The organism is Candidatus Pelagibacter sp. FZCC0015, assembly GCF_007833635.1.
Lineage (GTDB): Bacteria > Pseudomonadota > Alphaproteobacteria > Pelagibacterales > Pelagibacteraceae > Pelagibacter.
Genome location: NZ_CP031125.1, coordinates 1,225,176 through 1,238,713, shown reverse-complemented (window position 1 = coordinate 1,238,713; position 13,538 = coordinate 1,225,176). Strand labels below are relative to the sequence as shown.

Sequence of the window (13,538 nt, the reverse complement as noted above, 5' to 3'; positions counted from 1 at the left end):
ACTTAAGGTTATTATGAGCGGAACAGTCGAAACAATACTATTATACACAATTGGAGCTGGTTTATTATCTATCGTTTATGGATTTTTAACTGGTAAAAACATTCTTAATTCAAGTGCAGGAAATGCAAAAATGCAAGATATTGCATCTGCAATTCAAATTGGTGCAAAGGCATATTTAGCAAGACAATATAAAACTATTGCTATTGTTGGTGCTGTAGTTTTAGTAATTGTAAGTATTGCATTTAGTCCACTAGTAGGTCTTGGTTATCTAATAGGTGCTGCATTATCAGGTATTGCTGGTTACGTAGGAATGTTAGTTTCTGTAGAAGCTAACGTTAGAACAGCTGAAGCATCAAGAAAAGGTTTAGCTCAAGGTCTTTCAGTTGCTTTTAAATCTGGTGCTGTAACTGGAATGTTGGTTGCTGGTTTAGCATTATTATCTATAGCAGTTTATTATTATATATTATTGAAATCTAATGTTGAGGAAAGAGAAATTGTAAATGCTTTAGTTGCATTAGGTTTTGGTGCTTCTCTAATTTCTATCTTCGCAAGATTAGGTGGTGGAATTTTTACAAAAGGTGCTGATGTTGGTGCTGACTTAGTTGGAAAAGTTGAAGCTGGAATTCCAGAAGATGATCCTAGAAATCCTGCTGTGATAGCAGATAACGTTGGTGACAACGTAGGAGATTGTGCTGGTATGGCTGCTGATTTATTTGAAACATATGCTGTTACAATTGTTGCGACAATGGTTTTATCTTCAATTTTCTTTGTTGGTGATCTTAATATGATGATTTACCCTTTATCCATTGGTGCTGCATGCTTGTTAACATCTATTGTTGGAACATTTTTTGTTAAACTTGGAAAAAGTAATAACGTTATGAATGCCTTATATAAAGGATTTGTTGTCTCTGCAGTAGCGTCTTTAGTAATACTATGGCCTGTTACAGATCATGTAATTGGTTTTACAAATGAGTACACAATAAATGATAAGACATTTAATGGAATGGATCTATATTATTGTGGTGTGATAGGATTAGTTATTACTGGATTATTAATCTGGATTACTGAATACTATACAGGAACAAGTTATAGACCAGTAAAATCTGTTGCTTTATCATCAACAACTGGTCATGGTACTAATGTAATTCAAGGACTAGCTGTTTCTATGGAAGCAACTGCAATACCAGCATTAATTATTGTTGCTGGAATTCTTATTACAAATTCTATTGCTGGACTTTTTGGCATTGCTATTGCAGTAACTACTATGCTTGCATTAGCTGGAATGGTTGTTGCATTAGATGCGTACGGACCAGTTACTGACAATGCTGGTGGTATTGCTGAAATGTCTAACCTTGATAAGAAAGTTAGAAAAACAACAGATGCTCTAGATGCAGTAGGAAACACAACTAAAGCTGTTACAAAAGGTTATGCAATTGGTTCTGCTGGTTTGGGTGCTTTAGTTTTATTTGCTGCTTACACAGAAGACATCAAACATTTTTCGAAAGAAGCTGGATCTGCATTAGAGGGTATTGTAGTAACTTTTGATTTATCTAATCCTTATGTAGTGGTTGGTTTATTAATTGGTGGAATGTTACCTTATCTTTTTGGTTCAATGGGAATGCAAGCTGTTGGAAGAGCAGGTGGAGCAGTTGTAGTCGAAGTAAGAAGACAATTTAAAAAATTCCCTGGTATCATGAAAAGAAAACAAAAACCTGATTACGCTAAATTAGTAGATTTACTTACTGTCGCTGCTATCAAGGAAATGATTATACCATCATTATTACCAGTTTTATCTCCAGTCGTTCTATATTTTATAATTCTATCGATTGGTGGACAAGTTGCTGCCCTAGCTTCGGTTGGTGCAATGTTACTTGGTGTTATTATAACTGGTTTATTTGTTGCGGTATCAATGACTGCAGGTGGTGGTGCATGGGATAATGCAAAAAAATATATTGAAGATGGAAATCATGGTGGAAAAGGTTCAGAAGCACACAAAGCTGCAGTAACTGGTGATACGGTTGGCGATCCTTATAAAGATACAGCTGGACCAGCAGTAAACCCAATGATTAAAATTACCAACATAGTAGCTTTACTTCTTCTAGCTGTTATCGCTGGCTAATTTCTTTACGTTTTTTGGCCCTCTGTCCAAGAGGGTCATTAATCTTTTGTCTCATACTTGACATAAAGTCATAAATAAAAGAGTTTCGTTTGAAACCTGCTTCTGTTGTTGCTTCTACAATTTTAATGTTTTCCATATCTTCTTTATTATAAAATTCTTTTTTTTTTAAAATTCCATTACTATCTATCTCTAATACCAACACATCATTTTTGAAAATTTTCATTCTACCTAAATTTTTTAACTTAGATTGAGTTTGTTTCCGCTCAATATAAATCCATACATCGTTGTCAAATTTACTTGTTGTAGAAGGGTTGCCTAAAATTTTTCTAATGTCGTTTTTATTACTTTCATTTATTGTAAGTTCTAATTGTTTTTTTTCTAAAAAAGGTACACCATGATGTTTTACCACAGGTTTAAATGAGCAATTTGAAACTATAAAAGATATTAAAATTATATATAATATTTTATTCATGAATGAAAAATATATTCATATTTATAATAATTTAATTAATTACACTAGAAATAAAGATTTATATAAAAATCTTAATAGAGAAGATAGTTTTTCTGATCGATTGACCCTTTTTTTACTACATTTTTCTTTTTTTTTGAAAAATTATAAAAATGAGGAAAATAAGAAAATTCTACAGGAAATTTATGACTATAATTTTAGGCAACTTGAATTGAGTATTAGAGAAGTGGGATATGGAGATCAATCAATAAATAAAAAAATGAAAAATTACATTAATTTGTTTCATTCCATGGTTTCTGAAATACATTTCTGGGATGATTTATCAAGGTCAGAAAAATTAAAAAAAATCTCCACTTTTTTAAGTGATTTTCATAATAATGAGGAATTACTAGAATATTTTGAACATTTTAATAGAAATTTATCAAAAAAAACTTTGAATTCTTATTTAAAAAGTGTAAGTAACCCATAATTATGGCTGTACCAAAACGAAAACAAACCCCTTCCAGAACTGGAATGAGAAGAGCTCAAACAATGAAATTTTCAACTAAAAATATAGTTGAAGATAAAAAATCAGGTGAATACAGGCTATCTCATCATTTAGACCTTAAAACTGGGATGTATAAGGGAAGACAAGTTTTAGACCCAAAAGAATAGTATATTATAATCTATTAAAATGTCAGATTTGATTAAAATTGCAGTAGATGCAATGGGTGGTGATGGATCACCAAAGAAAATAATAGATGGTATTATTTTAAATCATTCTGCAAATAAAAATAATTTTTTTAAAATTTTTGGTGACAAGAACATAATAAATCCCTTAATTAAAGGAAAAATACCTACAGAATTTTTTGAAATAATTCATACAGAAAAAAAAATTGAAAGCACAGATAGTCCTCTAGAAGGTGCAAAGAGAGGTAAAGATACAAGTATGTGGCTTGCTATTCAAAGTGTTAAAGATAAAGAAACAGATATTGTTATATCTGCTGGGAATACTGGAGCTTTACTAGTTGTATCAAAATTAAATTTAAAAATGATAGAAAATATCGATAAACCTGCGCTGTCTGCTTTGTGGCCAAATAAAAAGGGTATGAGCGTTGTATTGGATTTAGGTGCCAACATTGAATGTAGTTCTAAAAATTTATCAGACTTTTCAATTATGGGAGCTTCGTTATATACCTCACTATATCCGAATGACAAACCAAACGTAGCATTATTAAATATCGGTTCAGAAGAATTAAAAGGCAATGAGACTATCAAAGAAACTTATCAATTATTAAATGAAAAAAAATCAGATAATTATAACTTTGCTGGTTATATTGAGGGAAATCATCTTATGGATGGAGAGGTTAATGTAATAGTTTCAGACGGTTTTACAGGAAATGTTGCATTAAAAACTGCAGAGGGTACTGCGAATTTTATAACCAGTGAATTAAAAAATGCTATGACAGGTACATTAATAGGTAAAATTTCATCTTTACTGAATATATCAAACTTAACAAAATTTAAGAAAAGACTAGATCCAAGATTATATAACGGAGCAATTTTTATTGGTTTAGACTCTCCAGTTGTTAAAAGTCATGGAGGTACTGACTATATTGGCTTTTCAAACTCTCTAGATGTTTGTCATAGAATTGTTAAAGGTAATTTGATAGAAAAGATTAAGCAAAATATTTAATATGAGAATTAATTTAACTAAAAAAGACTTAGTTAATTTGGTTTATATGCAGCTTGGATTTTCAAAACAAATATCAGAAAATTTAATTGAAGATTTTTTATCAACGATCGTATCTAATATTAAAGAGAAAAAAAAATTAAAATTATCTAAATTTGGCACTTTTTCTATCAGACAAAAAAAATCTAGAATTGGGAGAAACCCTAAAACTAAAGAAACAAAAGTAATTTCAAGCAGAGATGTTGTTTTATTTAAACCATCAAAAGAATTTAAAGAATTTGTTAATTTAAAGGATGATGGATAAATCAGATAGCGCCTACAAAACTATTGGTGAAGTAGCTAAAATATTAAATCTAAAATCTAATGATAAAGGAGCTTTACCTACACATGTAATTAGATTTTGGGAAACTCAATTTAAACAAATTAAACCAAAGATATTAAATTCAAATAGGAGATATTATGATGAGAAAACAATAAATCTCCTAAAAAAAGTTAAATTTTTACTTAAAGATCAAGGTATGACAATAAATGGTGTGAAAAAAATATTAAATAATGAAGATTCTTTAAAGCTTGACGAAATTGCAGATAAATCTATAAGAACTGAAAATTTAAGAAATAAGTTAATAAAAATTTCAAATAAATTAAAAGAACTTAAAAATGGCAAAAAAAACACACGTTAAAGTAAGAATGGTTCCTGAGGCTAAACCAGATAGTCCTTATTTCTACTACGTTAAAAAACCTGCTGGTGGTGAAAAAGCTAAAGTAAAACTTTCAGCAAAAAAATACAACCCAGACACAAGAAAACATGAAATGTTCGTGGAAAAAAAGCTTCCTCCACATAGCAAGTAATTATTTTTTCTTAAAGTTTCTCTTTTCATAATCGATATAGGACAAAATCATATTTTTCCATATTCGATTAGTAATTTTAGGATCAATCTTTAGTTTTTTAGATTTTGAGTGAATTTTTTTAAGTATAAAATTGATACGCTTTTTATCTACTATTTCTTTTTTAAATTCTTTAAGTTTTAAAACTTCTTTTACAAGATTGGTTCTGTATTTAATCAAGGATAACAACTTATTATCTAACTTATCTAATTTAGATCTTATTATTTCTAATTTTTTTTTGTTTTTAGGCGACATTTAATTTATTGGTTTAATTAATAATTATTATATTTATCTAATCATGTACAGTCAGAATTATTCTTTAAATTCTCAATTAAAAATATGGATGATCACTTTATTAGTGATGATCGTGCTTATAATTTTAGTGGGTGGCCTAACCAGATTAACTGACTCTGGCCTATCTATTACTACTTGGGAACTTTTTGTTGGTACATTTCCTCCTTTAACAAATGACAAATGGATAGAATACTTTGATCTTTATAAAGCAATTCCAGAATATAAAGAGCAAAATTTTAATATGACTTTAAATGAATTTAAAATTATTTTTTGGTGGGAATGGGCGCATCGTCAATTGGGGAGATTAATTGGTCTAACTGTTCTTTTTCCAATGATCTATTTTACAATTAAAAATGGTTTTTGGATTTTAAAAGAATATTCAATTATTTTTTTCTTAGTGTGTTTTCAAGGATTTATTGGATGGTACATGGTATCAAGTGGATTAATTGATAGAATTGATGTTAGTCATTATAGATTATCACTACACTTAGTTACAGCTTTTATCATTTTGTCTATAGTTTTTTGGAAATATTTAAATCTAACTGATATAAAAATTAATCATATTAATATTCAATTAAACTCAATTAAATTTTTTTTATTATTATTATTTTTACAATTAATAATTGGAGCATTTGTGTCCGGGATGGATGCAGGTAAAATTTATAATACTTGGCCTTTAATGGGCACATCATATTTCCCGGATGACAGTGTAATAAATGATTTGTTTGATCTCACAGTATTTGATGATCAATCACTTGTTCAATTTATTCATAGAAATTTAGCTTATTTAATTGTCATAATATATTTTTACATGCTTTATTTTGTTTTAAAAAATGCAAATATAAATTTAAGAATTCCAATCTTCATTATTGGAATTTCTTTATTGATTCAAATTGTTTTGGGTGTTCTTACAATTTTATCTGGAGTAAAAATGATCTATGCATCTCTACACCAGATAAATTCTGTTTTAATAATACTTTCAACTTTGTATTTTCTTTATATTACAAAATATAAAGACAATGCTTATTAGTTTCTATTCGTAGACATATAAACCACAAACTAACTAACAGCTTTTAAATTACCTTTAGAGGATTTATCTAAAGCTTGATCTAAATCATCAATAATATCATCTATGTGTTCTAGACCTATGCAAAGTCTCACATAGCCTGGTGTTACTCCAGCTGCAGTTAGTTCATCTTCTGTTAACTGACTGTGTGTAGTTGTAGCAGGGTGAATAGCTAGACTTCTTGCATCACCAATATTAGCAACATGGTAAAACATTTTTAAAGATTCAATAAATTTTTTTCCAGCATCTATTCCTCCAGCTAATTCAATACCAACTAATGCACCATTTCCATTTTTTAGATATTTTGTTGCACGACTTGATATTTCTTTATCATGTTCGGTAGCGTAAATTACTCTATTAATGGCTTTGTGTTTTTTTAAGTAATCAACGACTTTAGCCGCGTTTTCACAATGCTGTTTCATTCTTAAAGCTACAGTCTCTAAACCTTGAATGACGCCAAATGCATTATCAGGTGATAGGGCAGAACCAAGATCTCTTAGCAATGTAACTCTTGCTCTAACCGCAAAAGATACATTTGCTCCTGTTAATTCTGGCACTGCTTTACCCCAAACAACTCCACCATAACTAGCGTCAGGTTCGTTAAATAAAGGTTGTCTTTTAGCATCTGCAGTCCAGTCAAAATTACCACCATCAACCAGAGCACCACCAACAACTGTTCCATGTCCAGCTATGTACTTTGTAAGTGAATAAACAACTACTGCAGCACCATGTTCAATTGGTTTACAAATAACTGGTGCAGCTGTGTTATCCATTATTAATGGTATATTATGTTTTCTTCCAATATCGGAAACTTCCTTAATTGGAAAAACCCTTAAATATGGATTTGGTAATGTTTCACCATAAAAAGCTCTGGTTTTGTCATCAATAGCTTTCTCAAAGTTTTTAGGATCTGAAGGGTCAGCATACCTAACTTCAATTCCAAGTTTACTTAAAGTATGTGTAAACAAAGATACAGTTCCACCATATAAATCTGTTGAACTAACTATGTTATCTCCAGCTTGTGCAACATTTAAGATTGCAAAAGTAGATGCAGTTTGACCTGAAGAAACCGTTAGACTTGCTAGACCTCCTTCAAGAGCAGACAATCTCTTTTCTAGAACATCATTAGTAGGATTCATGATTCGTGTGTAAATATTCCCAAACTCCTTTAGTGCAAAGAGATTTGCTGCGTGCTCTGTACTATTAAATTGATATGATGTTGTTCTATATATTGGTACAGCTACAGAATTTGTTGCTGGATCGCTTCTATAGTCACCACCGTGTATGGCTATAGTTTCTGGATTGTTTCTTTTTGTACTCATTTTACTCCTTTTTTAGTGCTTTAACTTTATATAAGGCGCACAATACAGTTCAAATGCCTACCAATTTGCAATGTTGTGAAAAATTCCTTTTTAGCAGTTATAAGCCCGCAATAGGATCAAATCGGCAAGTACTTTTTAGCATATAAGCTACATAATTCAAGCTAAATATAAAATTGACTTTGTAATTATTAATAGTATTAATCCTCGCACAATGACAAAATTCACTAAAAAAGACCAATTAGCTTCATCTTGGTATGAAATAGATGCAAAGAATGCAGTAGTTGGAAGATTAGCAACTGTAGTTTCAAATATCATAAGAGGTAAGAATAAAACTACATACACTCCTCATATGGATGATGGTGACTTTGTGGTTGTTAAAAATATTGAACAAGCAAAATTTACTGGAAAAAAATTTCAAGATAAAAAATATTACAGACACACTGGTCATCCAGGTGGAATTAAGGTTACAACACCTGAAAAACTTCATGAAAAAAAACCTGGAGAAACTTTAAAAATGGCAGTTAAAAGAATGTTACCAGGTGGAGTATTGGGCAGAAAACAATTAACAAAATTAAAAATTTATGCAGGAAATGAACACCCTCATTCAGCACAAAATCCTACAGTTATTGAGTTAGACAAATTAAATAGTAAAAATATAGCTAGAAACTAACATGGAAAATACTCAATCAGCTTCAAAATCTCCTAAATTAAAATTAGATTTTAAAGATAGCAAATATGCTACAGGAAGAAGAAAAACATCAATAGCTAAAGTTTGGTTAAAAAAAGGTTCTGGTAAAATTTATGTTAATGGTAAATTATTTAGTGATTATTTTGCTGATGAAACACATAAAATGCAAATTACAAGACCATTTGAGATTATTAATCAGGCTACAGATTATGATGTAAGATGTAGTGTAAAAGGAGGAGGACCTACAGGCCAAGCAGGGGCTATGGTTCATGGCATATCAAAAGCTTTGGTATTATTTGATGAAAATCTAAAAGCCACCTTAAAAGCAGAGAAACTTACTACCAGAGACTCAAGAGCAGTTGAAAGAAAAAAACCTGGTAGAAGAAAAGCTAGAAGAAGCTTCCAATTCTCTAAAAGATAATTTTTTTTTAATTTTTAACTGTTATAATAAAAAATGCCTAAGCTTAATGCATTAGTTGCTGGATCAACTGGATATATTGGTGTTCAATTAATTAAATTATTAGTTAAACACAAATATATTAATATTAAATACCTTTGTGGAAACTCTTCTGTGGGTAAACACGTCAAATTTTACGATAAATCTTTATCTAAATATAAATTACCAAAAATTTTAAAATTTAATAAAAAATTATTAAAAGACGTTCATGTTATTTTTACAGCACTTCCAAATGGGGAAGCGCAGGATATATCTAAACATTTAAGCAATAATCATACTTTAATAGATCTTGCTGCAGATTTTAGATTAGAAAAAGCTTCTGATTATTTAAAGTGGTATAAACAAAAACATCGAGCAACTAATATAATAAAAAAAAGTATTTATTTACTTCCTGAAATTAATAGAAAAGAGGTTAAAAAATATAATATTATTTCATGTCCAGGATGTTATCCAACATCAATATTGCTTCCTCTATTTCCTTTATTTAAGAAAAATTTAATTAAATTAAATAATATAATAATTGATTCAAAATCTGGATATTCAGGCGCTGGTAGAGGAGTTCACAAAAAGTATAAAGATAAAAATTTATATGAATCTTTAAGTGCATATGGAGTTGGTTATCATCGTCACAATTCTGAAATAGATCAAATGTTAAGAAAATTTACAAAGAAAAAATTTGAATTTAGTTTTACTCCCCACTTATCACCAATGTTCAGAGGTATTTTGAGTACTATATATGTTGATTTAGAAAACAATATTTCACAAGCTAAAGTATTAAAAACATTAACTAGTTTTTATCAAAATGAGAGTTTTGTAAAAATATTAAAACCTGACTCTTTGTTAAGTACCAATGAAGTAATAAATACTAATAACTGTTATATTTCTGTGTGCAAATCTAAATATAGTAATAAAATTATCATTCTATCTGCTATCGATAATTTGATTAAGGGTGGAGCAGGTCAAGCTGTGCAAAATTTAAATAATAAATTTAATTTTCCTGAAAAGACTGGTTTAAAATGAGAAAATTTATAATAATTTTTTTTTCATTAATATTAGCTAATTGTTCTTTAAACAAAGATTCTCAATATTGGACAGAAAATTCTATTGAAAATAAAAAAAATCAAAAAAAAATAAATCAAATATTAAAAAAGGCAGACGATATAACGTCAATGACTTTAGAGGAATATGAGATTTATATAGATGACTATACAAAAAAAAGTAAATATCCGGATATAAGTAAATGAGTAAATTAATTAATATTGCAGTAGTAGGACTTGGCCAGGTCGGCAATTATTTGCTAAACGAACTAAATACAAAAAAGAAAGATATTGAGCTTAAAACAGGTAAGAAAATAAATGTAGTTGCAGTATCTGCAAGAAGTATTAATAAAAAACGAAAATTTAAAGTTAATAAAAAAATATTTTACAAAAATCCTTTAGAAATTTTTAAAAAAAATAACATTGATATATTGTTTGAAGCTATAGGTTTATCAGATGGAATTTCTAAAAAAGTTGTAGAAACTGCTTTAAAAAGTAAAATCCATGTTATTACACCTAATAAAGCTTTAATATCAAAACACGGCAATGAGTTAGCAAAACTTGCAGAAAAAAATAAAGTTAATTTGGAATTTGAAGCATCAGTTGCTGGAGGTATCCCGATATTAAGATCTATTAAAGAAGGATTAGCAACAAATAAAATATCAAAGGTTTATGGAATTCTTAACGGCACTTCAAATTATATTTTATCTGAAATGGAAAATTCAAATGAAAATTTTGGTGACGTTTTAAAAAAAGCACAGATGCTTGGTTATGCCGAACCTGGTAATCCTAAATTAGACTTAAACGGATTTGACGCATTTGCCAAAATAAGAATTTTATCTGCTTTAGCTTTTAATAGTAAAATTTCAAAACATAAATGCTTAATGGAAGGAATAGAAAAAATAGAATTGAAAGATATTAAAATTGCAAATCAATTAGATTTAAGAATAAAGCTTCTTGGTATTTCTGAGTTAAAGAATAATCAACTTTTTGAGACTGTTCATCCATGCTTAGTTAGTATAAAATCCTATATAGGTAATGTAAATGGGGTAATGAATGCAGTTATCCTGCAAGGTAAACCTGTTGGTGAAAGTGTATTACAAGGTGAAGGAGCAGGACCTGGTCCAACATCATCATCATTACTTTCTGATTTGTTATCTATTTTACGTGGTAACATAAAGAAACCTTTTGGTGTTACTGTTTCAAAGCTTAAATCTTTAAAACCATACAATGTAAACAATTACGTTAATTCATTATATTTAAGGTTTGAAGTAAAAGATAAACCTGGTGTATTATCTCAAATAACTAATCGCCTAGCTAAATATAAAATATCTGTAAAAAGATTGATTCAGACACCTGATAAGAAAAATAATAAAGCAACAATTGTTATAATTACACATAAAACATCTGAAATTAATTGCCATAATTGCTTATCGATATTTAAGAAAAATAAAAATATATTAAAAACACCAACATTAATTAGATTGCTTGGTTAATGGAAATTTATTTAAAACTTTTTGAAGTTTTATTTCCAGTTTTTTTTATAGTTGGTATTGGATACTACTTAGGTAAAAAAAATCCAAACTTTGATAACTCTTTTATTACCAGTTTTGCTTCAAATGTAGGTACACCATCTATGGTTATTTACGCTATAACCTCAACAGGAATATCTTTTGATATTTATGCTAGTTATTTTATTTATTACTTAATAGCAATTATTGGTTTTACTTTAACTGGAATAATAATTTTATACTTATTAAAAACTAAAGACATTATAAGAGAGGTACCAGTTTTTATCCTGCCAAATAATGGGAATATGGGCATACCGATATGTCTTTTTGCGTATGGTTCTCAAGGTCTTGGTATTGCTGCATCTATATCTTCATTAATCATTTTACTACACTTTACTCTTGGTGTTTTTCTTGCTGATAGAAAATTTGATTTTAAAATTTTGATTAAAAATCCACCTTTTTATGCAATAATATTTTCTGTTGGTTTTTTGTATTTTGATCTAGAAATGCCAAAGGCTATAATTAATCTTACTGAGCTATTAACTTATACTGCTATTGTTTTAATACTTATGTCTTTAGGTATAGCATTAACAAAGTTAAAAGTATTTTCTCTAACTAACTCAATAATTTCTTCAATTGGAAGAGTAATAATTGGTCCAATAATTGGTTTTATCATAATAATATATTTTGATTTATCAGGGTTTGGTGCGGGTGTTATATTAATTCAATCATCAATGCCTAGTGCAATATTAAATTATCTTATTGGTTCAATGTATTCACCTAAGGAAATAGTTGATAACATCGCGAGCACCATTGTTGTCTCTACATTAATGTCGTTTATAACAGTCCCGCTTGTTGTATTCTTTGCTTTAAAATACTTCTATTAAGAGATATCCTTCTTTTATGAAGGCTATAATTTTAAATGCATCTGCTTGGATGATTGTTCCTGTAATGGATGCTTTTGCCAAATATTTAAGCTCATCTATGGATGTTTTACAGATAACATGGGCAAGATATTTTTTTACTGTAGTCTTTACATTATCACTAATGATTATCTTTTATAGGCATTCATTAGTTTGGACGAAAAAACCAGCCCTTCAATTAATTAGAGGATTAATTTTTGTGTTTTCTACCTATTTGTTCTTTTATGCAATATCGGAAATTTCACTTCCTAAAGCCTTAACCTTAGCTTTTGTTGCTCCAATTTGTGTTACAGCCTTATCTCCATTTTTTTTAAATGAGAAAGTAGGGGTGAAGAGATGGACTGCTGTATCATTAGGTTTTATTGGAACTTTAATTGTCATCAGACCTGGCTTTATAGAACTTAATTTAGCTACCATGGCTGCTTTAGGTAATGGAATTTGCTATGGTTTTTATCTTATTATTACGAGGAAGCTCAGTACCTCTGACAATCCTCTTTTAACCTTATTACTATCAGGATTAATAGGAACCATAATAATTAGCCTATTTATGCCCTCAGTTTGGGTTAATCCTACGTCAAATCAGTGGATTTTAATGGCTTTAATCGGCCTTATAGCCTCCGTAGCGCACCTTTTCCTCATATTATCACTTAAATACGCTGATGCCTCTAAATTAGCTCCTTTGGGCTATACAGAGATAATTACAAATATACTGATTAGTTACTATTTCTTTCATGAGTTACCTGATAATTGGACTTATTTAGGTTTGTTTATCATTGTTCTCAGTGGTTTATATATTTCTAGAAGAGAGTATTTGCTTACTCGTTCTAACTAATAGTAAATAAATATTTACTAATATATAAAGTAATACTTTAATATACTTATTTAAACTATTGTAATTATTATACAAAATTATTATTCTAATAAATATAAATTAAAATAAATCATTGTGTTTATAAAAGAAAATTAGAAATAATAGATACTCTTTTAAATAATATAAAGGCAAAAATGGTAAGCTTGAAAGAGAAAATAAAGCACTATGCTTAAAAGTGTTTAATACCAATGTATTTTTAAGCAAATTATGTAAAAAATTCAAAA

Annotated in this window: 18 protein-coding genes and 1 riboswitch; of the genes, 15 read left to right on the top strand and 3 right to left on the bottom strand. The window is 29.0% G+C overall.

Annotated features, from left to right (window positions below; translation table 11 throughout):
- Nucleotides 1-13: 13 nt before the first annotated feature.
- The gene (locus DT059_RS06560; RefSeq protein ID WP_145597773.1) at nucleotides 14-2,119 is read left to right on the top strand and encodes a sodium-translocating pyrophosphatase; all 2,106 of its coding nucleotides are present in this window, start codon (nucleotides 14-16) and stop codon (nucleotides 2,117-2,119) included.
- Here DT059_RS06560 and bamE read toward each other — a convergent pair.
- Nucleotides 2,106-2,591: an outer membrane protein assembly factor BamE domain-containing protein gene (bamE, locus tag DT059_RS06555; protein WP_145597771.1), complete on the bottom strand. Its 486-nt coding sequence runs from the start codon at nucleotides 2,589-2,591 to the stop codon at nucleotides 2,106-2,108. The genes DT059_RS06560 and bamE overlap by 14 nt on opposite strands.
- On the opposite strand from bamE, the gene DT059_RS06550 reads away from it, so the two are divergent.
- Genes DT059_RS06550 through DT059_RS06525 form a run of 6 tightly spaced genes read left to right on the top strand, consistent with a single transcriptional unit; the run spans nucleotide 2,590 to nucleotide 5,109 of the window.
- A complete protein-coding gene (locus DT059_RS06550; RefSeq protein ID WP_145597770.1) occupies nucleotides 2,590-3,057 on the top strand; it encodes a ubiquinol-cytochrome C chaperone family protein in 468 nt (155 codons plus the stop codon). The genes bamE and DT059_RS06550 overlap by 2 nt on opposite strands.
- Before the next feature lie 2 nt (nucleotides 3,058-3,059).
- Complete coding sequence (gene rpmF / locus DT059_RS06545) at nucleotides 3,060-3,242, top strand: 50S ribosomal protein L32 (RefSeq protein ID WP_023853776.1); 183 nt, start codon at nucleotides 3,060-3,062, stop codon at nucleotides 3,240-3,242.
- A 19-nt stretch (nucleotides 3,243-3,261) separates the two neighbouring features.
- Entirely contained in the window at nucleotides 3,262-4,263 is a 1,002-nt protein-coding gene (gene plsX / locus DT059_RS06540; RefSeq protein WP_145597768.1) for a phosphate acyltransferase PlsX, read from the top strand.
- Nucleotide 4,264: 1 nt separating this feature from the next.
- Nucleotides 4,265-4,564, top strand: a complete 300-nt coding sequence (locus DT059_RS06535; protein WP_145597766.1) for an HU family DNA-binding protein — start codon at nucleotides 4,265-4,267, stop codon at nucleotides 4,562-4,564.
- Entirely contained in the window at nucleotides 4,554-4,940 is a 387-nt protein-coding gene (locus DT059_RS06530; RefSeq protein WP_145597764.1) for a MerR family transcriptional regulator, read from the top strand. The genes DT059_RS06535 and DT059_RS06530 overlap by 11 nt, the downstream gene beginning before the upstream one ends.
- Nucleotides 4,918-5,109 carry a 50S ribosomal protein L33 gene (locus DT059_RS06525; protein WP_023853780.1) on the top strand — a complete coding sequence of 64 codons (192 nt, stop codon included), beginning with the start codon at nucleotides 4,918-4,920 and terminating at the stop codon, nucleotides 5,107-5,109. The genes DT059_RS06530 and DT059_RS06525 overlap by 23 nt, the downstream gene beginning before the upstream one ends.
- On the opposite strand, the gene DT059_RS06520 is transcribed toward DT059_RS06525, so the two are convergent.
- On the bottom strand, nucleotides 5,110-5,400 hold the full coding sequence (locus tag DT059_RS06520; protein WP_023853781.1) for a chorismate mutase: 291 nt from the start codon (nucleotides 5,398-5,400) through the stop codon (nucleotides 5,110-5,112).
- 43 nt (nucleotides 5,401-5,443) lie between these two features.
- Here DT059_RS06520 and DT059_RS06515 point away from each other — a divergent pair, with 43 nt between their 5' ends.
- Entirely contained in the window at nucleotides 5,444-6,469 is a 1,026-nt protein-coding gene (locus tag DT059_RS06515) for a COX15/CtaA family protein (RefSeq protein WP_145597762.1), read from the top strand.
- 29 nt (nucleotides 6,470-6,498) lie between these two features.
- Here DT059_RS06515 and DT059_RS06510 read toward each other — a convergent pair whose 3' ends face one another.
- Nucleotides 6,499-7,827 carry an O-acetylhomoserine aminocarboxypropyltransferase/cysteine synthase family protein gene (locus DT059_RS06510; protein WP_145597760.1) on the bottom strand — a complete coding sequence of 443 codons (1,329 nt, stop codon included), beginning with the start codon at nucleotides 7,825-7,827 and terminating at the stop codon, nucleotides 6,499-6,501.
- Between the two features lies 1 nt (nucleotide 7,828).
- Nucleotides 7,829-7,895: riboswitch (SAM riboswitch) on the bottom strand.
- Nucleotides 7,896-8,038: 143 nt separating this feature from the next.
- Here DT059_RS06510 and rplM point away from each other — a divergent pair.
- Genes rplM through DT059_RS06475 form a run of 7 tightly spaced genes read left to right on the top strand, consistent with a single transcriptional unit; the run spans nucleotide 8,039 to nucleotide 13,275 of the window.
- Nucleotides 8,039-8,497, top strand: a complete 459-nt coding sequence (gene rplM, locus DT059_RS06505) for a 50S ribosomal protein L13 (RefSeq protein WP_023853784.1) — start codon at nucleotides 8,039-8,041, stop codon at nucleotides 8,495-8,497.
- A gap of 1 nt (nucleotide 8,498) precedes the next feature.
- Nucleotides 8,499-8,936 (top strand): 30S ribosomal protein S9, encoded by a 438-nt coding sequence (rpsI, locus tag DT059_RS06500; RefSeq protein WP_145597757.1) that lies wholly within the window; start codon nucleotides 8,499-8,501, stop codon nucleotides 8,934-8,936.
- A 33-nt stretch (nucleotides 8,937-8,969) separates the two neighbouring features.
- The gene (argC, locus tag DT059_RS06495) at nucleotides 8,970-9,992 is read left to right on the top strand and encodes an N-acetyl-gamma-glutamyl-phosphate reductase (RefSeq protein ID WP_145597755.1); all 1,023 of its coding nucleotides are present in this window, start codon (nucleotides 8,970-8,972) and stop codon (nucleotides 9,990-9,992) included.
- Nucleotides 9,989-10,216, top strand: coding sequence for a hypothetical protein (locus tag DT059_RS06490; protein WP_145597753.1), 228 nt, complete (start codon nucleotides 9,989-9,991; stop codon nucleotides 10,214-10,216). Before argC ends, DT059_RS06490 begins: the two co-directional genes overlap by 4 nt.
- On the top strand, nucleotides 10,213-11,505 hold the full coding sequence (locus DT059_RS06485; protein ID WP_145597750.1) for a homoserine dehydrogenase: 1,293 nt from the start codon (nucleotides 10,213-10,215) through the stop codon (nucleotides 11,503-11,505). The genes DT059_RS06490 and DT059_RS06485 overlap by 4 nt, the downstream gene beginning before the upstream one ends.
- Nucleotides 11,505-12,407, top strand: a complete 903-nt coding sequence (locus DT059_RS06480) for an AEC family transporter (RefSeq protein ID WP_145597748.1) — start codon at nucleotides 11,505-11,507, stop codon at nucleotides 12,405-12,407. Before DT059_RS06485 ends, DT059_RS06480 begins: the two co-directional genes overlap by 1 nt.
- 16 nt (nucleotides 12,408-12,423) lie before the next feature.
- Nucleotides 12,424-13,275 (top strand): DMT family transporter, encoded by an 852-nt coding sequence (locus tag DT059_RS06475; protein ID WP_145597746.1) that lies wholly within the window; start codon nucleotides 12,424-12,426, stop codon nucleotides 13,273-13,275.
- The last annotated feature ends 263 nt before the right edge of the window (nucleotides 13,276-13,538 follow it).